The following is a 19,918-nucleotide window of genomic DNA, read 5'->3' on the forward strand; positions in this document are numbered from 1 at the left end:
TGAATATAAAAATCATTCTCAATCTCTGAACAAAAAAAATAATATTTTTACTCCATAATAATGTTTTTGGCATCTTCTTTTCGTAAGGTTAAATTATACCCTCTAACCTTTACTTCTATAGGATCTCCTAGGGGTGCTTTTTTTTCTACATATATTTCTGTACCCGCTACCACTCCCATATCCATAAGTCTTCTTTTCGTTGGACCTACTCCTAATATTTTTAGAATTTTTCCACTTTCCTTTGGCTTTAAGTCTTTTAATGTTTTATTCACATCTATACCTCCTTTACGCCATTTCAACCATAATCTGTTGGGTCACAACGCTTCCTAAAACTAATCTTGACCCTCTTACATTTACAATAAAAGCTCCGTTTGTATTATTAGAGATTACATTTAACTTCACCCCAGGAGTGAGTCCCATATCCTGAAGCTTTTTCTTTAGTTTTGGTCCCCAATTAATAGCATTTAGAATTACTTCTTGTCCTGGATTGGCCATAGATAAAGGCATAATCCTTCCTCCTTTTTTAATAACAATTATCATTTATTATATATAATCTCTTGTTTTTGACTTTGATTATCATTTACACTGGTATTATATTCTAATTCATATAAACTGTCAACTGCTTTTATTTTTACAATTTGTGCATATTCCATAATATACGATGCCCGTTCCTAAAATTTCAAACTTTTCTCGATCATATTTTATTTTTTCTTCATTTAATGGAATACTCTTTTTTTGTTTGCATTTTTTACATACTATAAAACAATAATTATTTTCAACAAGTTGAAAATACCTCATACCCTTGTAAAAATCATTACAATAAATTTTTTTTATAGCTATCAATTTTTCCAACGCTCTATAAACAGTTCTTTTACTTATTTTTTCATTTTTTTCATCAATTTTTTTTACAATTCCTTGAATATTAAAAATAGACAAAGGATTTTTTTTGAATATGTCATAAACAATTTTTTGCTTTATAGATAATCCTTCTAACGTGTTCATATTCGACCATACCTTTCATACCTTATAAACATTTTTTAATAAAGATCTCTACTAATTCTTGATCAAACTGAGTATTTTTTCCTTCTTGTAATCTTTCTATAGCTTCCTTTTTTGATAAAGATGTTTTATATGTTCTTTCTCCTGTCATAGCTTCATAAGCATCGCAAATACTAAGCATTCTCACTCTATAAGGAATCTGTTCCTTTAAAAGTCCAAAGGGATATCCCCCTCCATCTACTCTTTCATGATGATATAAAATATAAGGAAGAAGTTCTTTTGGCCCTTTCATTTTTTTAAAAATTTCATATCCCTTTATAGAATGACTTTTCATAATTTCATATTCTTTTTGTGTCAATTTATCCTTCTTTAAAAGAAGTTTATTTTCTATATGAATCTTTCCAACATCATGTACAATGCCAGCATGATAAATTTCTTCTATATCCGCCATAGAATCATTCATTTTCTCCGCAAACCTCTTGGCATACAAAGCTACTTGCAAGGAATGATTCTTCGTAATTTCATCTTTTTTTCCTAAAAGTTTTATGACTTTTTCTATTGTAAATATAGTATGAGTTTTTGTCGTCATCAGGTTTTTTGCATGCATATAGTATCAGGCTTTTACTCCTTTCTGTAATTGTCAACGATATTCATTATCAATAATATTACCATATTATTGTTTGTTTGTAAAATACTTTTAAGTATTGAAAATCTTCTATTGACAGAAACATATTTGGATTTTACAATATACTTGATAATAATTATCATTTAATTAAAGGAGTCTTATTATGCTTGATTTGAAAAATTCTAAAACAAAAATGATAGAAGAATTATATTTGAGTATACAACTTATGATTGGGCTTACAGGAGTAATCATTGTGAGTCATCTTGATAAAAGTATTTTTTCTGTACACACTAAATTTTTATTATGGATTTATTTATTGTATTCGATTACTTGTGTCACTCATTTCATTCGAAAAGTTTATTTTAAAAATATTTTATCTATTGATCCTAATATTTATCTTGCTTTTTTAGATGGTATATTTATTACATTATTTTTATATCTATCTCCCCAAAATTTTTATGCCATATTTCACTTTTTTTATATCTATATTGCTCTTGAAAGTATTCGTTTTTATGATAAAAGTTCTTCTATTTTTAGCACTTTTATTTCTATTTGCTATAGTTTGATTGTCGTCCTTGAGAATCCTCGTAATTTAATTTCATTTGAATTTTTAATTCACGTAGGTTCTTTTTATTTATTAAGCTATATTTTATCTTCCGTAATCCATGAAATTCATCAACTAGAAAATCAAGTACATTTTATGTTTGAAGAAATTAAAACAAAAAATAACATGTTAAAAGAAATAGCTTCTAGAGATTACCTTACTAAATTATATAATCATAAAAGTTTTTATGAATTTTTTCAAAAAATAATCAAAACTACTAAGATGAATCATACCCCCTTTTGTCTAACCATTATAGATATTGATGATTTTAAAAAAGTCAACGATACTTATGGCCATGTAGTTGGAGATATGATTTTAAAAGAAATATCCTTAATTATTCAAAGCAATACAAGGAAAACAGATATTGCCGCTAGATATGGAGGAGAAGAATTTGCTATATTATTTCCAAATACATCTATAAGAGAGTCTCAAAAAATATGTGAAAGAATTAGAAAGTCTATTGAAAATCACATATTTTTTATTCATAATCATAAAATTCAAATTACTATTAGTGGAGGATTAGGAAGTGCTATAATATCCTCTATATCTGCTAAAGGAGTATTTTTTATAGAATTTGTAGATAAACTTTTATATGAAGCAAAAAGATTTGGAAAAAACCAAATCAGATCTTCTTCTCAAATTATTTTCATAGAAGATTAAAAACTCCCATGTTCTTATAAGAACATGGGAGTTTTTAATTTATGTACAACACCTTTTACAATTTTTACAAATCTCTAATTTCTTGCTCAAATCACTTGTAGCTCTTTTGGCAAATATACAGGGCACATCTAAATTTTTAGATTCTCTTTTAATAATATTGACTAAATTATGTTCTATGAAATCATACAAAACAATAATCATATCAATATTACCTGGCAAATCCTTTTTTCTCATACCTTTTTTTCTTCCAGCCCAATGAATATAATCATGAATTCCTTGTTGACTTAATACTTCAGGAATATTTCCCAATCGATCTCCACCTACAATTAACGCAGTCACTTTTCCACTCTCCTTATTGATATTGATTATCATTATTATATACTAATGATAATTTTATGTCAATTCATATTTTATGGAAAATTTCTCATTGAAATTGAAGATGAATTTGTAGACAAAGTCATAAAAAACGTCACTCAATTTTTAAATTTGGAAAATATATAGAAACGATCGAAAATAGCATTACAAACTCGCTATGCTCAAACAGTGTAATGCTAAGCATTTTCTCACTTATTCTATATTTTCACAAATTCTCAATAATGGTTCCTAATTTTTATGACTTTGCTAAAATATAGTTTGTTAACAGTCTAACTTCCATTGAAACAGAAATTTTTAAGGAAAATATTTATAATGTTATAATATATTGTAAATAAAATGATAGATTATGTTATAATCAATGAAAAGACATAATTGTGAATAATTATGCAACTAAAAATAAAATGCTTGGAGGGATTCATATGATAAGTAAAGTAAATCAATTTACAAAAGAAGTAAAGGATGAGCTTATTTATTTAAGTGAGTACATAAGAAACAATCCAGAGCTAGGATATGAAGAACACAAAGCATGCAAAGCACATGTAGACCTATTAAAAAAACATGGCTTTGATGTAGTAGAAAATTATTTAGGAATATCTACTGCTTTTCGTGCAGAATTTGATAGTAAAAAAGAGGGTAGAGCAATAGCTTATCTTGCTGAATATGATGCTTTGCCTGGTATCGGCCATGGATGTGGTCATAATCTTTTAGGAACTACTAGTACAGGAGCAGGAATTGTACTTAGTAAAATGATAAAAGAAATCGGTGGAAAAGTAGTAGTATTTGGAACTCCTGCCGAAGAGACAAATGGTGCAAAGGTAGATATGGCTAATGCAAAAGCTTTCGATCCTATTCATGTAGCTATGATGGCTCATCCTGCTGATTTTCATTATAAAAGTGGCAGTTCTTTAGCTATGGAAGCTATTGAATTTACCTTTAAAGGCAAAACAGCTCATGCAGCTGCTTCTCCTGACAAAGGAATCAATGCATTAGATGCATGCATCAATACTTTTAACAATATTAATGCTTTAAGAGAACATATAAAAAGTGATGCAAGAGTTCATGGAATTATTAAAGAAGGTGGAAAAGCCGCTAATATCGTTCCAGACCTTGCCGTTGCTCAATTTTATGTTCGCGCTACTACCAAAACTTATTTAAAAGAGCTTATCGAAAAAGTAAAAAACTGTGCTAGAGGAGCATCTTTAGCTGCAGGTACTACTCTAGAAATTAGAAATTATGAAGCAAGCTACGACAACTTAGTAACTAATGAAGCTTTATCTAAAGCTTATACCAAAAGATTACAAGAAGTAGGTGTAACAGATATTCATGAACCTAAAGACAGCTATGGTTCATTAGATGCAGGAAATGTCAGTCATATATGCCCTACAATTCATCCATATTTTGGTATTTGCGAAACTGAGACTCCTGGTCACACTATAGAGCTTCAAGAAGCTACCAGTAAGCTTCTAGCTTTTAATAATATGGAGCAAACAATTGATGCTTTAGTTTTAACAGCAATAGATATTATCACAAATGATGATTTATATGAAAAAATCAAATTAGAATTTGACACTACACAAAAATAAACCGCCAAAGGGCGGTTTATTTTTATCCTATTAATATTTTTTTCTTCTAAAATATCCTCTTCCTATTAAAGCTACAAACCCTGCTCCTATGAGAATAGCAGGAAGTGCAACTCCATTACTTCCTCCATTTTTTGTTTCTTTTTTAGATTCTTTTTTCTCTATTTCATAAGCCTTGCCCGCAGTCTCCTGTCCTTTTTGTGCTTCTTTTTGTTGTTCTTGTTGCGGCTTCTCAGTTGATTTCTCTGATTTGTTTCCTACACTGCTTTTTGATGATTGTTGTGTTTCTTGATCTGTATTTTCTTTTACGGATCCCTTTTGGACAGATGTAGCTTCTTGTTTTACATTTTCTGTAGATGCTACAATATTTTTTTGTGCTGACTCTACATTTGTATTTTGTTGTATTTTGTTATCTACTTGATTTTGTGATTCTTTCGGTTCTTGTAATTTTTCTTGAGGATTCATTTCTTGTTTTGTTTCTTCTTTTTTTGGTTCTTCTTGTTTTACTTCCTCTTGTTTTATTTCTTCTTGTTTTGTTTTATTTTTACTAGAAGATGATGATGATTGTTGTTGCTGATTTTTAGAAGTATCCATTTTTATATCTTGATTTGTTGCATCTTTAAATATACTTTGGAATTTTTTCATTGTATCTTGATCTAGTGTAGAAAAACTTGCTGCAAGTTCATTGACCTTTACATTTCCACAAGTATGATGACAACATACTACTCCATATTCTACTGCATTGTTGATATAAATATCAGCAATTTTTTTCATTGTTTCTTCATCAGCTTTCCACATATCTCTTCTTGCAGCTTCCATTTGCCATCCTATAATAGATTGAATCACATAAGGATCTAACTCAGCTCTTACTTTATCATCTAATATAATAGTATCTACTACACTTTTCCATCCCCAATCATCAATTGCATCTAAAGTCGCATCCATTAAAAACATATTCCCTATCTGTTTTCCTATTTCTGCACTTCCTGCATAGCCTTCCTTTAACATTCCTTCAATCCATTTTGGATTTAAAATTCTTGTTCTTAATTCTGTAGAGATAAATTCAGATAAACTTTGCACTTTAGGATCTCCTGCTTTTCTTGTATTGATAATAAATGTTTTGATATCTTTTCCAGACGCAGCTTTGGCAGCTAGTCTTAATCCTCCTAAATATTGCGCCACATCATCATTGTCTAAAGTTCCCCATAAAGAATCTCTTATTTGAGTTACTGTATCTACATTTTTAAGAGCCTCTTTAAATATATCCTTTGCTTCTTTTCCATAAGCATCTTTTCCATAAATATAAGACATACGATTCATATAAGTGTCTACTAAATCATCTTGTGTTTCCCAAGCACTCGTAGTTTCTCCCAAAGTAGATACCCCTGTTCCATAGGTTCCTGGTGCATCTCCAAAAATTCTAGCTCCTGCTAATAATTCTGCTTCTTTTTCACTTACTCCTTTTTCTTTTAGTTGATTTAAAATTTGATCATAGTGTTTTTTAACATGATTTTGGTCATTACTTTCCTCTAATTTTGCTACTTCTCTAAAAGCTTGATCTAAAACTTCTATTGTATTTGAAAAAGTATCTCTAAATAATCCTGATATACTTACTACTACATCTACACGAGGTCTTCCCAATTCTTCTATAGGAGTAACTTTCACAGAGCTTACATTTCCTTTTTTATCCCATACAGGCTCTGTTCCTATCATTCTTAAAATCATTCCAACACTTTCTCCATTTGTTCTCATAGTTTCAATGGCCCATAATACAACACCTACTGAATCAGGATATTTCCCTGTTTCTTGTTTATATCTTTCTAAAAGATCATCAGCTGCTTTTTTTCCTGTTTCCCATGCTGCTTTATCAGGAATTTGTCTAGGATCAAAAGTTGCAAAATTGATTCCTGTAGGCATAGCATCTGGAACTCTTATAGGATCTTTAGATAAACCAGGCTCAATATATTCTCCATTCAATGCACGAATTAAATTGATAATTTCTTGACTTGCCATTCCTAAATTTTTCTCTATATTTTCTCTATCACTTTCTCTACTTGGATCATATGCAATGATAGAATCCACCATTTGATCAAACAAATCTCCCTTTGGTGATTCTCCTAATGTATGAAGTCCATAAGGCATCAGCTCTGTTGCTAGATCTTCTAAATATTCATGAAGATCCTCTGCTGCTTCGTAAAAGTTTGTTTCAAGATTGATATTGATTTCTTGATCAATATGATTATTTTTTACCATCTCTATAATTTGTTTTTGAAGCTCTAAAGCTCTTGCTTCATTATTATTTTTCATTTCATCTAAATAACTTACTACTAAATTTTGAAGTTGAACCAACTCTCCATAAAGCTCTGGTTGAACCATAGGAGGAGTCAAATGATCAATAATCACTGCATATCCTCTTCTTTTTGCTTGTGTTCCCTCTCCTGGATTGTTCATAATATAAGGGTTAATATTGATCATATTTCCAATTAATTGATCTGGCCAATCCTTTTCTCCTAATCCTACACTTTTCCCTGGCAACCATTCTAATGTACCATGAGTTCCTAAGTGAATCACTGCATCTGCTTTAAAGTCATTTTGAAGCCAAAAGTAAAAAGCAATATATTGATGTGTTGGAGGAAGCTCTGGCGAATGGGCAATTTTGTTTGGATCATCTCCCCATCCCCTCATTGGTTGAGGTCCTACAAATACATTTCCCATCTTCATTCCTGGAATAATCATCTTTCCATCTACAACCATTACATTTCCTGGAGCTGGTCCCCACTCTTTTTCTACTTGATCTTTTAAGGCTTGAGGAAGCTTTTCATACCATTTCATATACTCATCTACAGGGATTGTTAAAACATCTTCCTCTAATAGCTTTTCCATTTCTCCTGGTGCCCAACTACCTACGTTTCTTCCTTGTCTTTGAATCATCTCTTCTAAACTTTTTGCATCTGTATTTTGATCAATTGTATATCCATCTTCCTTTAATGCCCCTAACACATTAGATGCACTTTCTATTACATTTAAATAAGATGCTTTGATTCCATCTTTTCCTCCATCATGATTGTAATAAACCAAAGCTACTTTTTTATCTTCATTTTTTTTATTTCTTAAATTTGCCCAAGAAATGGCACGTCCACTAAGTCTTTCTATATTATAATCAACAGGTATTTGCTTTTTAATCGCTGCTCCTGTAATAGGATCTTTTTCTACTTCTTTTTTGCCTCCCATAAAAATAGGTTCAATTCTTCCATCTAGTTCAGGAAGTACTACTTGCCAATATAATTCTTTAGAAATACCAGCAGGATTTTTCTCCCAATCCTCTAAATCACTGCTGTATACAGGTGTAATCACTGGTATATTTAAATCTTTAAAAATTTCTACTGCTTTTTCAGGTTTTCCACTAATAAAATTAAATCCCATTGCTGCTATATATACATCTATATTTGGTTTATGCTCTTCCATATAAAACGTATTGATTAATTCTTCTCTTTTAGCATCTGTAAGGGTAAATATAACGTTGGCATTATTTTCTTCTAATTCTTTTAATAAAGCTTTATGCATCTCTATATCTTCATTTTTAAAATAACTATTGTAAGTACTTACTCCAATCCATGGTCCATCTTTTTCATGATTGCTTGTTTGATACCAAGTCTTATATGCTTTTAAATCCTCAAATATTCCTGGCATAGATGGCTCTGTTGTAATACTTTGTTTTATTTTTTCAATCAATGCGGCATCGGCAGTTCCATTGAGTTGATTCATAATCGCATCATATAAATCATCTGCTGTCACACCATTTTGATTTTTTAATGATCTATAAGCTGCATCTATGATCATAGCTGTTTTTTGTGGATCATCCTTATCATAAACAGAATTTGTTACAGTCTTTAAAAAGTTATCTGAGTTTTCAAAGGAAAAAATCATATCTTTCCAATTCTTTTCATAAACTGCATCTACTACACTTTCTTTTATCATTCCATTTAGCAAAGAAATATTTTCTGCATTTTCAGATCCATATACAGTATTTTGTACTGTATGATGAATATCATTTGTAATCATTCCCATATTTTGTGGATCATTTTGAAAAACTTCTTGAATAGTTTTATAAAAATGATCTACATCAAATGAAATATTTTCTGCATCTGGGTGATAAATGAACCGCTCCGGCATAGTTACTGTTTTGATAGATTCATTTACTTCCATTCCTCCTAGCTTTCCTAAGAAAAGAAGGAGTCTTTTCATATTCTTTACTCCACCCTTTACAAAATAATCTTTTAATTCTTCATCTTTAGTATAATCTAACGAAGGATAATCTTTGCTAAAATCACTACTTCTTGTAATGTAAATATGGCAAGACTGTGGAGCATCTTTAATCATAGGTCCTAAATTATCAATTCCTTGGGAACCTACCATCTCCAATAGTACAATATTTGTATCCTTTAACTCATCTTTTACTTTTTCTATATCTACATCTTTACTAAAAATCTTTAAATCTAGTGGATACTTATCTTTAATTTCTCCATAAGCTTGAGCAATAGGCGCCACATTAGTATCACTTACAAAAATCAAAACTTTTGTAGTCCCTTGTGCATTTGCAAAAGACATATTCATTCCTAAAATCATAGTAAATAAGATCATAAAGATCATAAAAGATTGATAATACCTTTTCATTTTCTTCCCACCTTTATTTTTTTACTTCTCCTTCAATCAAAATCAATTTTCCTGTTTTAGGATCTTGAAATACAGTTCCCATTTCATTAAATCCTTCTCCTGAGCCCTCTTCAAAATCAGGAACTTCTTTTAATTCTTTTCCTTTATCCACCTCCATAATTTGTTGAAGTCTTTGTTGCATTTTTTGTCTTTCTTCTGGTGTCTTTTCCTTAAAAATAACACTTTGAAGGTTCCAAGAAACAACTAAAGCTACCATAAGTCCACAACAAAATACCATCATTACATCCATCAGATTGGCCATACCTGCTAGTGGATCAGTTTCCTCCTCTTCTAACATTCTTCTTTTCTGTCTCCTGATCAATTTCTTCCCCTCCATCAATAAGTTCTAATAACACTTCCATGCGATTTAAATCCTTTTGATACCATCTTTTTCTTACTTTGGATATAATAGATGCTAATGCACCAGCGGCTACTCCTACTACAGTAGTATCAAAGGCAATAATCATAGATTCAGAAAGTCCTGCCACATCCCCTTGTCCAAGCTGCCCAAGTCCCGGTCCTAATGGTATCAATGTTCCCATCAGTCCCAATACAGGACCAAGCTTTGTAATTAAATCTGTTTTGTCTAATATTTTTTTTATTCTAGATTCTTCTTGATCCAAAATATCTATAGCCAACGCTTTTTTAGAGCTTACATCTATATCCTTTTTTTCAATATAATCAAGCAATACATTTTTTTGTCTTTTAGGCAATCCGCTTTTTTCTACTACTTGACATAAATTATTCTTTTTCCAAACTTCATCTTGTACCTGGCAAAATACTTCCATTAACTCATTTTTTTTGTTTTCTTTTCGTTTTTGCCACTCAGCAATAAAATTACCAAACTCCATAAAAATAAATAAAACCATCAAAAGCAAAAAAACGATTACAGGTATTAAAAAGCTTTGAGCAATGGCATGTAATATAGTAGTTAGTGACTTAGAACCTACAATGTTCAACTTTGTATCCTCCTTTAATTTTTTATTTTATATTGAATGAATCCAATACTAGTTACCCCAGTCATTCCAACAAATACTGCTTTTAATATTTTTAATGAATCCACTTTAATTGGAGAAAAACCCATTTTTGCAGCACTTACATAATTAGGAATAAACAATCCTAAAAGCAATGTAAAAATTCCAAAGAAAATCAATATGCTATTGAATATACTTGATGGATTTATATTGAGACAATCTATCATCCACTTCATTCCAAACCCAACTAAAAGTATAAATACAAAAAACAAAATAGCTGTAATCATTTCTAGTAGATGATCTGTTCTTTTTAACTGTCCTTTTGTAAGCATGACACTAATAGACATGGCCAACAGACAAAAAGGACAAGGTAGATAAGCAAGTATTTTATGACCCATACTTTCCTTTTGTGAAGATGAATGATGAAGTCCTAAATAAATTAAAAATACAGACAGCATCATAGAACCCACAAAGGTATAACGATCAATAAAATGAGCAATATATTTCATATGGCTGGTTAGAAAAATACTTAAAAAATACAAAACCAATGAAAATAAAAAGCTAATCAAAGCCATATACCTTTTATTTGTAGAAGATACTCCTAAAATCATTCCTGTTTTTACGCTCAATACAAATAAAGCAAACATCATAGTAAAAATTGCAGTCCACAATCATATCACCTCCTTTTTGTTGGAAATTTCTAATAAAAAAACCTCTCAAAAAGAGAGGTTACACACAAAATAATATGAACTTTTTAAAGTCATTTCTATGTACACCCCCCTATGACCCGTAGGATTTATGTGCTCGTCATAACAGGCAGGTCTTCTGGCTTATGGTCATTATCTTTTGCCTTCCTTCCCAGTTTCCTAGTGGATATAAGCTAAGACTACCATTTTACAGCGGCGGGACCGCGCAGGATTTTCACCTGCTTCCCTTTTCATCTATATTTCTATAGACACCTATCGACATATATTGATTTTGTACGACTACATTATAGCATATGCCATTGTATTTTTCCATAAATAATTAAAAAAAATATAATTTTCCATTTTATATAAAATGAAAAATCATATTTTTTTAGCAAATTGAATAAAATCTTCTATAAAAGAATTTTTCTCATTTTTTCTCCAAATAAAATAAAAAGCTCTTTTCATCATAAATTCTTTCATCTCTATAACCTTTAGACTTCCTTCTTTTACTTCTTCTTTGATAGCTTCTCTTGATAAAAATGTATACCCAAGATTCCATTTCACTAAAGACTTAATGGCTGTAATATCTCCTATTTCCATAAAAATATTGTAATCATATCCTTTTTCCTTTAAATCATTTTCTATAATAGCTCTTGTTCCTGACCCTTTTTCTCTAATGATTAAATTTTCTTTTAATAAATCCTCTATCTTTATTTCTCTTTTTTTACATAAGGGATGATCACTTGAAAATACAGGAACCAACTCATCTTCTTTAAACAAAATAGAATCATATTTCTCTTTTTTAAAATTCCCTTCCACTAATGTAAGATCAAATTTTCCTTCATCCAATCTATTTAATATATGCTCTGTATTCGATACCTCTAAAATTACTTCATGATTTGGAAAACTTATTTTGTATTTTCCTAATAAATCTGGAATAATATAAGACCCTATTGTTTTTGTAGCTCCTAATCTATATCTTTTGATAATACTACTTTGATTGTTTAAAGTTCGAATAAATTTTCTTTCCATAGTCAATATTTGATCAATATGTTCATATAAAAGCTTACCTTCTTCTGTTAAAAATATCTGTCTCCCATTCCTTTGAATGAGAGTTACTCCATACAGATCTTCTAAATACTTTATATGTTGAGTAACTGCTGGCTGGGTAATATTTAACTTTTGTGCGGTCTTTGTATAGCTTTTTAGCTTTGCCAATGTATAAAAAGTAATTTGTCTAGTACACATGCTATTGATCTCCTTTTTTGATCTCAAACCAAAATTCAACTCCATCTTTCTTATTCTCTACTCCAAAAGAACTTTTATGGAGCTTTAAAATTCCTTTTACGATAGAAAGTCCTAATCCCGTTCCTCCTAACTCTCTCGTCCTTGCTTTATCTATTTTATAAAAACTATCCCATATTTTATCCATTTCTTCTTTGGGAATAAAATCTCCTGTATTATATATTCCAATTCTTATAGTCTCCTTCTTTTCTTCAAGAGAAATGACTAGCTTTCTTTCCTTTCCTATATGATGAATTCCATTGTTTATAAAATTTAAAATCACTTGTTCTAACTTATATGGATCTCCTATTGCAATCCAGCTATTTCCATTTTTTTGAATCTGCCCTTTTATATTCTTCTCCATGAATACATAATTGTATTTTTGATAAATCTTTTGTATCAGTTCTTCTATAGAAAAAGGTTCTACTTGTAATTTTATATTTTCCGAATCTAGTTTAGAAAGTTCCAACAAATCCTTTACTAGTTGATCCATTTGATCTGTCTCATCTATAATCACATGGCAATAAAATTTTTTACTTTTTTCATCTTGTACTATATTTTCTAAAAGCCCCTCTGCATATCCTTTAATGAGTGCAATAGGACTTTTCAATTCATGGGAAACATTTGCAATAAATTCTTTTCTTAACTCTTCCATTCTTTTTCTTTTTTCTATATCTTTTTTTAATTGTTCATTTGAAATATTTAATGCTTTTATAGTTTCATTCAATTGATGAGATAAAGAATTCATAGTATTTCCAAGTTGTCCTATTTCATCTTTTCTGTTTCCTTCATATTTTGTATCAAATTTTAACTTTGCCAAATCCTTTGCTACTTCATTTAAAGCTACAATAGGCTTTGTAAATTTCTTTGCATACCAAAATGCCATAAAAGTCCCAAGCATTAAAGAGAATATACCTATATAAATATAAAATTCTTTTGCAACCATCACACTTTCCTGTATAGATGCAATAGAGCTTTGCAAAATAATGATTTTATCATCTATGGGAGCTGCAAATACTAAAAATTTGACCTTCCATTTAGGATGTTCAAAGGTTTCCATTACTTTTTCTCCCTGCAAAACCCTTTTGAATACTTCTTGACTTAACATAACTCCCATCTTTCCTTTTCCATGCCCATAAAATGAATCATTAGAAGATATAATGACAACATTTCCTCCTAAAACATTTTCTATTTTTCCTATAGTATCATTCAAATTTTGTGGATTTTCTTTATATGTATTTTCAATTTCTTTTTCATATTGAATTAAATTTTCTTTTTTTCTTTGCAAATAATATTCTTCAATATATTTTGTATGAAAAATCCATGATATGGTCACAATCATCAAAATAAATATCATAATTCCTACGAATAGCTTCATACCTATGGAATTTCTCATTTCTTCACCTCAAATCGGTAGCCCACTCCTCGAACAGTTTGAATCCAACTATTTTTTTCCTTTAACTTCATTCTCAATCTCTTGATATGTGTATCTACAGTTCTTAAATCCCCATAATAATCATATCCCCATACTTGATCTAACAATTGTTCTCTTGAGAGAGCTTTTCCTTCATATTTTGCTAAAAAGTAAAGGAGTTCATATTCCTTTGGCGTTATATCTATTTCTTTTTCATTGATAAACACTTTGTGGGCACTATGATCAATCTTCATATCTCTTATCTGTATCAATTCTTCTTCTTTTTGTATTCTTTTTAAGAGAGCTTTTATTCTAGCTAATAATATTTTTAAAGAAAATGGCTTTGTAATATATTCATCTGCTCCTAACTCAAAACCAAACAATTGATCAGATTCTTCACTTCTAGCTGTAAGCATTACAATAGGAACTTTAGATACTTCTCTTAATTCTTTACAAACTGTCCACCCATCATATTTAGGCATCATAATATCCAAAATAACCAAATCAATTGCCTCATCAAATAAGTTTAGCGCTTCTTTCCCATCTTCTGCTTCTACAATCAAGAAGCCTTCTTTTGTTAAATAATCCTTGATCAGTCTTCTCATTCTGCTTTCATCTTCTACCACAAGAATTTTGGCCATTGCTTCACCTCCTATTTTATTATACCCAAAAAAACTAAGGTCTGATTTATCAGACCTTACATATTGTTTAAAATTATCTTTTAGAAAAGTCATACAAATAAGGAACATTTAACATCCTCTTCCTTGTCCATTTCCTTTGCCTTGCCCTTTTCCAAATCCTAACCCTAATCTTTCATGTTGATCTCTATTTTCTCCAGGAGTTGTACATTCTTTCATTCTCTCTTCAATAACTTTTTTATACTGATCTCCTTCTTCTTTTGTAATCTCTCCATTCTTTACAAGTTCATCAATATGAGCATTTTTTTGAGTCATTCTTTCTTCTACAGATAAATTACTCCATCTCATACCTACCTTATTTTGACTTACTGGCTCCTCTGCTGCAAAAGCCCCCATACTAGATCCTATCACTAACATTCCTAATACCAAACCAATCATTCTTTTTTTCATAAACTTCATCTCCTCTCTTTGATAAGTTTATTATATCTATAGATTGTGGCATCTTTGTGACAATTCATAGTCTTTTATGTGATCATTCTATATTTTTATATATTCTATCTTCTACCTTACTAGCTATAATTTCATTTTTCCCCTTTAACTTTTCTAGGTAACTTTTCATATCTTTATACTCTAAAAATTCTCCTATCAATATGACTTCTAGCATATTTCTCACTTGATGAATCCTTTCATCTATCTCATACTCTTCCTCTTTGCTCTTATGAAAATACATAAGTACTGCACTTAAACTATCTATGACTCTTCCTTCGTCAAAATTTTTATTTAAACTCTCTTTTAAAATACCTATTTCTTCTTTTGGTAAAGATTCATTTTGAATAATATTTTTGATAAGCTTCTTTGTATATCCAATCATACAATGTCTTCCTTCACATATGCCACATTCTTTTTCCCCAAGACAAATTTTTTCTAAACTTTCTTGTATATTGTGGGTATGATCATAAAGAGTAATAGCTGCTTCTTTAAAAACAGATAAAATTCCTTCTTTTTTTGATTTTATCATAGGTTTTACTACAATATAGATACAGACTCCTATTACAATAAAAAATATACTTACACTGACAGAATTGATATAAGATTTAGGAAGAGTATGATATAATTTCGTCACTCCAAAGATCATAAATATACTAGCAGAACATATTTTAATGAAAATTTCTGGAATCTTATCTCCAATTTGACTGCCTATTAAAATAGCAAGTCCACTCGTAAGAATCATTCCTGATACAGTTCCTAATAATACAAATATAGGATGTGAAGAATCTACTGCCAATGTAATGGCACTTAACTGAGTTTTATCTCCAAGTTCTCCTATAAAAAATGCGACTGCGACTGTCAAAATAGGTCCTATATTCTTTTTTTGCTCCTCCTCTTCTTCTTCCTCATCTTCTTTTAGTGTCCAAAAAGCAAAGCCCACAAATAAAATTCCTGCTGCAATCTGCATTTTATCTAAAGGAATCAAATTGGAAAGATAATTTCCTAAAGCTACAGCTATTCCATGATTTAGAAACGAACCTATAAAAACACCTATCAGCACTTCATATACTCTAAATTTAGTAGCAAAAGTCATGGCAAGGATTTGAGTTTTATCTCCCATTTCTGCCATAAAAATAAGAAATAATGATTTTACAAATGATGTAAGCATTTTGGTCCTCCTTTTTACATTTATATTTCTTTGTACAAAATATCAAAAGCGAGACTCATAGCTTAATAAAGCTATTTAAATAAATAGCTTTATTAAGCTAAAAGTCTCGCCCCTTTTTAAAAAAAGTAAATAGAACCAGGTATTTTCACCAGTATGTTGATTCGTATTTGCAAAAAAATTTTGCGGCTACTCCCTTTTTCACTTAAAAGTCATTTAAAAATATATCATATATTATTATAAATCACAAGTCCTGTAATTATTCAAATTTAAAATATTACTATCTTTCTTATCTATACCTTTTATACCTTTATTTCCTGTTCGTATAAATTCTTTATCATGAGCATATACTATTTATGAATCCTTAAAAGGAGGTCTCACTTATGAAAGCAAATAATAGTATTGGATGTAATGTAACAGAATGTAAATATCATGCAAAGTCAGTTCCTCAGTGTAGTCTAGATCATATAGAAGTTGTCAAACATGAAACCAATGCGACTACAGTAGAATGCACAGATTGTGGAAGTTTTGAAAGAGCATAATAATCATCCACCAGCTTAGCTGGTGGTATTTCTTCAGCCCTATAAGGGCCGGTTATGTGCTTGCGCCTTAAGGCGCTTTTGGTTTCGCCAGCTGCAAAACCCTTTACTTGCTACCCTTAAAAGGGTCCATATATTCTTTTATACTTATTTGATCAGATATCATATCTTCATGCAATTGTTCCTTTATATATTGTTCTATTGCTTTTTTATTACGTCCAACTGTACTTACGTAATATCCTCTGCACCAAAAATGTCTGTTCCCATATTTATATTTCAAATTTGAATATTTCTCAAATATCATTAAACTACTCTTACCTTTTAAAAATCCCATAAAACTTGAAATACTCATCTTTGGTGGTATTGATACCAACATATGTATGTGATCTGGGCAAGCATTTGCCTCTATTATTTGTACACTCTTCCAGTCACATAACTGCCTTAAAATCTTTCCTATTTCTGTTTTCTTTTCTCCATATATTTCTTTTCTTCTAAATTTTGGTGCAAATACTATATGATATTTGCAATCCCATTTCGTATGTGATAAACTACTCTCGTCCACTGTGACGACCTCCTTTTGTTTCTTAGATTTGGCTGACGAAACCTTTTCTATTTTAACAAAAGGAGGTCTTTTATTACATACTCATCGCTAAAAGCTCTTTGGAACCACCCGCATAGCAGGTGGTTTTCTTTATACAATAAAAAGCCTGATTTTCAGGCTTTTTTTAATATATATTTTATATGATCTATATTCTTTCTCATATGATCTAAATTTCTTTCTTCCTTTTTTATATCTATAAAGAAGGTTTTTTTTATTTTTACAGGAGAATCACTAAATATATAGACAACATCTCCTAATAAAACAGCATCTTCTATGCTATGAGTAACAAATACAATAGTTTTTATATCTGTATGAACTAAATGTAGAAATATTTTCATCATTTCGTTTTTTGTTTTGATATCTAATCCTGTAAAAGGCTCATCCATAAGAAGTAAATCAGAAGGATATGCAAATGCTCTTGCCATGGAGACTCTATGTTTCATCCCTGTACTTAAATCTTTTGGATAATAATTTTCAAAACCTTCTAACCCGACTTTCTTTATATATTCCTTTGCTATTTTTTCTCTTTCTTCCTTTTTATAAACTTTTTTTAAAACAAACTCAATATTTTTTTGTACACTTTTCCAAGGCAATAATCTAGGTTCTTGAAAAAGATAAGAAATGGATAAATCATCTAAACCTATAATCTTTCCTTTATCAAAGGGAATGACTTTACTGAGTATATTGAGTAGAGTTGTTTTTCCACATCCTGATGGACCTAAAATACAAGTTGTTTTCTTCTTGGGTATACTCATATGAAAATTTTCATAAATAGATAGATTTTTATAACTTTTATATAAGTTTTCTAGATTGATATTCATCTATATTCTCCATCTCATTATTTTCCTTTGTAAAGATTTCAATATTTTTTCAAATAAAAAACTTAAACCAATGGCAATGAGGGTCCATGCAAAAACTAAATTTGTTTCTATATAAACCTTTGAATTATAAAGACTTGTCCCTATTCCAGCTTTCGGCTGACTTAATACTTCTGCTGCAATAACAGCCTTAAATCCGATCCCTATAGCATTTGAAAGTCCAGCCATAAAAAAAGATGCAATAGAAGGTAAATAAATTTCTGTAAATAAATCTATAAGATTTACTTCATAGATAGATGCCATTTGTATTAAATTTTGGTCTACATTTTTTATTCCTTCTGAAACATTTACACATATAATAGGAAAAGCTACTAAAAAACTTACAAAAACAGGAACATTCTCTGTATGTATCCAAATCAATGCTAAAATAATAATAGACATAATAGGGGTAGACTGAATCATTGCTAAAGGAGGCTCTAACATTTTTTCCATAAAAGGATACATTCCTATACAAAATCCTACTCCCAAACCTAATATAGCAGAAATTAAAATTCCAATACCACCTCTTTTGATGGTATAAAAAACTATTTTGATAAAGTCCTTTGATTGTAAAATATTCAAAAGGCTTTTATATGTATTTTCTGGAGAAGGTAAAATCAATTCATTTCCAATTTTAAGTGTAATAATTTTCCATATCCATATCAATAATACAATAGATAAAATAGTTGGATACTTATCTTTCATAGTAAAAATTTTCATCCGGAAGTTTTCCTCCCACATCTTTTGGTGAAAAATCATATAATATTTTTAAATAATTATTTACAGAATCCTTGCAGGCTTTTGCATCATCAAATTCAATATTACATCTTGGAATAGCTACCTCTGCCATTTTGGCATTTATTCCAACTCCATGCTTTTCAGTCAAAATACCTGCTTGTTCATGATTTGTATTTACCCAATCTATAGATTGTTTATATTCTTTTAAAAATGCATCTACTACTTCCTTATGTTCTTTTGCAAATTCTTCTCTCACTACTATACAGCCTTGAGCAATATATGTTTTAGGATTGACCTTTTTCCATTCTTCTTGTAAATCCATAGCCACTTTTAAATCTTTATTTTTCATTTGAACCATGGTTACAAAAGGTTCAGGTAAAACTGCCAAATTCACTTTTCCTGCCGCCATCCCTTGAGCTAATTCTAATTGAGAAAAAGTATAATCTATTTTTACATCTTCTTCACTTAATCCATTCTCTTTTAAAAGATATCTAAAAATCACATCTGGATTAGAACCTTTTCCAATAGAATAAATAGTTTTGCCCTTTAAATCACTCCAATCTTTCATTTCTTCATTCCCTACTACATATAAAACTCCCTTTGTATTCATAGCGGCTATCTTATATCCTGCTTTTTTATTATAAAGCTTTGCAGCTACATTTGTAGGAAGTGCAGCAAAATCTACCTCCTTTGATAAAATCTTTGCAACCATTTGATCAGGAGTTTCTATGACCTCATAAGATGTATTTATATTTTTCCCTAAAGAAGGATTTGCTTCAAACATTTGAATCATTCCTATAGAAGTAGGTCCTTTTAATCCTACAACTTTTACAGTAATTTCTTTTTCTTCTGTGCTACATGCAGACATAGTAAAAATAATCATAAAGCTTAAAACTAAAGATAAAAATTTTCTCACTGTTATTCCCCTCTTTCTTCATTATATTATCAGTATAACATAGCCTATAATATTATAT

At 30.0% G+C, this 19,918-nt stretch carries 21 protein-coding genes and 1 riboswitch; of the genes, 3 read left to right on the plus strand and 18 right to left on the minus strand.

The genetic code is table 11. The features are described 5' to 3' along the window. Nucleotides 1-47: 47 nt before the first annotated feature. The 4 genes from BN2409_RS01195 to BN2409_RS01210 form a co-directional block, all read right to left on the minus strand. The gene (locus tag BN2409_RS01195) at nucleotides 48-272 is read right to left on the minus strand and encodes a FeoA family protein (RefSeq protein ID WP_053954835.1); all 225 of its coding nucleotides are present in this window, start codon (nucleotides 270-272) and stop codon (nucleotides 48-50) included. Between the two features lie 13 nt (nucleotides 273-285). Beyond that, a complete protein-coding gene (locus BN2409_RS01200; RefSeq protein ID WP_053954836.1) occupies nucleotides 286-507 on the minus strand; it encodes a FeoA family protein in 222 nt (73 codons plus the stop codon). A 108-nt stretch (nucleotides 508-615) separates the two neighbouring features. After that, on the minus strand, nucleotides 616-1,002 hold the full coding sequence (locus BN2409_RS01205; RefSeq protein ID WP_053954837.1) for a transcriptional repressor: 387 nt from the start codon (nucleotides 1,000-1,002) through the stop codon (nucleotides 616-618). A 22-nt stretch (nucleotides 1,003-1,024) separates the two neighbouring features. Further along, complete coding sequence (locus tag BN2409_RS01210; RefSeq protein ID WP_199872887.1) at nucleotides 1,025-1,588, minus strand: HD-GYP domain-containing protein; 564 nt, start codon at nucleotides 1,586-1,588, stop codon at nucleotides 1,025-1,027. A 199-nt stretch (nucleotides 1,589-1,787) separates the two neighbouring features. On the opposite strand from BN2409_RS01210, the gene BN2409_RS01215 reads away from it, so the two are divergent. Continuing rightward, nucleotides 1,788-2,888, plus strand: coding sequence for a GGDEF domain-containing protein (locus BN2409_RS01215; RefSeq protein ID WP_053954839.1), 1,101 nt, complete (start codon nucleotides 1,788-1,790; stop codon nucleotides 2,886-2,888). Between the two features lie 39 nt (nucleotides 2,889-2,927). On the opposite strand, the gene BN2409_RS01220 is transcribed toward BN2409_RS01215, so the two are convergent. Continuing rightward, nucleotides 2,928-3,227, minus strand: a complete 300-nt coding sequence (locus BN2409_RS01220) for a DUF2325 domain-containing protein (protein ID WP_053954840.1) — start codon at nucleotides 3,225-3,227, stop codon at nucleotides 2,928-2,930. Between the two features lie 455 nt (nucleotides 3,228-3,682). Between BN2409_RS01220 and BN2409_RS01225 the strand changes: the two genes are divergently transcribed. After that, nucleotides 3,683-4,846: a M20 family metallopeptidase gene (locus BN2409_RS01225; RefSeq protein ID WP_053954841.1), complete on the plus strand. Its 1,164-nt coding sequence runs from the start codon at nucleotides 3,683-3,685 to the stop codon at nucleotides 4,844-4,846. Between the two features lie 30 nt (nucleotides 4,847-4,876). On the opposite strand, the gene BN2409_RS01230 is transcribed toward BN2409_RS01225, so the two are convergent. From BN2409_RS01230 to BN2409_RS01270, 9 genes are all read right to left on the minus strand, one after another. After that, nucleotides 4,877-9,517 carry a cobaltochelatase subunit CobN gene (locus BN2409_RS01230; protein WP_053954842.1) on the minus strand — a complete coding sequence of 1,547 codons (4,641 nt, stop codon included), beginning with the start codon at nucleotides 9,515-9,517 and terminating at the stop codon, nucleotides 4,877-4,879. Between the two features lie 13 nt (nucleotides 9,518-9,530). Then, complete coding sequence (locus tag BN2409_RS01235; protein ID WP_053954843.1) at nucleotides 9,531-9,854, minus strand: DUF2149 domain-containing protein; 324 nt, start codon at nucleotides 9,852-9,854, stop codon at nucleotides 9,531-9,533. Next, nucleotides 9,832-10,515, minus strand: coding sequence for a MotA/TolQ/ExbB proton channel family protein (locus BN2409_RS01240; protein WP_053954844.1), 684 nt, complete (start codon nucleotides 10,513-10,515; stop codon nucleotides 9,832-9,834). The genes BN2409_RS01235 and BN2409_RS01240 overlap by 23 nt, the downstream gene beginning before the upstream one ends. A gap of 14 nt (nucleotides 10,516-10,529) precedes the next feature. Then, nucleotides 10,530-11,201, minus strand: a complete 672-nt coding sequence (locus BN2409_RS01245) for a DUF2162 domain-containing protein (protein WP_053954845.1) — start codon at nucleotides 11,199-11,201, stop codon at nucleotides 10,530-10,532. A gap of 127 nt (nucleotides 11,202-11,328) precedes the next feature. Next, nucleotides 11,329-11,506: riboswitch (cobalamin riboswitch) on the minus strand. Nucleotides 11,507-11,597: 91 nt separating this feature from the next. Further along, the gene (locus BN2409_RS01250; protein WP_053954846.1) at nucleotides 11,598-12,467 is read right to left on the minus strand and encodes a LysR family transcriptional regulator; all 870 of its coding nucleotides are present in this window, start codon (nucleotides 12,465-12,467) and stop codon (nucleotides 11,598-11,600) included. A gap of 1 nt (nucleotide 12,468) precedes the next feature. Next, nucleotides 12,469-13,899, minus strand: a complete 1,431-nt coding sequence (locus BN2409_RS01255; RefSeq protein ID WP_053954847.1) for a sensor histidine kinase — start codon at nucleotides 13,897-13,899, stop codon at nucleotides 12,469-12,471. Next, on the minus strand, nucleotides 13,896-14,558 hold the full coding sequence (locus BN2409_RS01260) for a response regulator (RefSeq protein WP_053954896.1): 663 nt from the start codon (nucleotides 14,556-14,558) through the stop codon (nucleotides 13,896-13,898). The genes BN2409_RS01255 and BN2409_RS01260 overlap by 4 nt, the downstream gene beginning before the upstream one ends. A 108-nt stretch (nucleotides 14,559-14,666) precedes the next feature. Further along, nucleotides 14,667-15,005 carry a hypothetical protein gene (locus BN2409_RS01265; RefSeq protein WP_053954848.1) on the minus strand — a complete coding sequence of 113 codons (339 nt, stop codon included), beginning with the start codon at nucleotides 15,003-15,005 and terminating at the stop codon, nucleotides 14,667-14,669. 82 nt (nucleotides 15,006-15,087) lie between these two features. Continuing rightward, entirely contained in the window at nucleotides 15,088-16,212 is a 1,125-nt protein-coding gene (locus BN2409_RS01270; RefSeq protein ID WP_053954849.1) for a TMEM165/GDT1 family protein, read from the minus strand. Nucleotides 16,213-16,592: 380 nt separating this feature from the next. Between BN2409_RS01270 and BN2409_RS16670 the strand changes: the two genes are divergently transcribed. Next, on the plus strand, nucleotides 16,593-16,751 hold the full coding sequence (locus tag BN2409_RS16670; RefSeq protein ID WP_110942879.1) for a DUF1540 domain-containing protein: 159 nt from the start codon (nucleotides 16,593-16,595) through the stop codon (nucleotides 16,749-16,751). Nucleotides 16,752-16,854: 103 nt separating this feature from the next. Here BN2409_RS16670 and tnpA read toward each other — a convergent pair whose 3' ends face one another. The 4 genes from tnpA to BN2409_RS01290 form a co-directional block, all read right to left on the minus strand. Continuing rightward, on the minus strand, nucleotides 16,855-17,310 hold the full coding sequence (tnpA, locus tag BN2409_RS01275; protein WP_053954850.1) for an IS200/IS605 family transposase: 456 nt from the start codon (nucleotides 17,308-17,310) through the stop codon (nucleotides 16,855-16,857). Between the two features lie 152 nt (nucleotides 17,311-17,462). Then, entirely contained in the window at nucleotides 17,463-18,170 is a 708-nt protein-coding gene (locus BN2409_RS01280) for an ABC transporter ATP-binding protein (protein ID WP_053954851.1), read from the minus strand. After that, nucleotides 18,171-18,926 (minus strand): ABC transporter permease, encoded by a 756-nt coding sequence (locus tag BN2409_RS01285; RefSeq protein WP_053954852.1) that lies wholly within the window; start codon nucleotides 18,924-18,926, stop codon nucleotides 18,171-18,173. Beyond that, nucleotides 18,901-19,860, minus strand: coding sequence for an ABC transporter substrate-binding protein (locus BN2409_RS01290; protein WP_053954853.1), 960 nt, complete (start codon nucleotides 19,858-19,860; stop codon nucleotides 18,901-18,903). Before BN2409_RS01290 ends, BN2409_RS01285 begins: the two co-directional genes overlap by 26 nt. Nucleotides 19,861-19,918: the final 58 nt, after the last annotated feature.

Source organism: Inediibacterium massiliense (assembly GCF_001282725.1).
Classification (GTDB): Bacteria; Bacillota; Clostridia; order Peptostreptococcales; family Thermotaleaceae; genus Anaerophilus; species Anaerophilus massiliensis.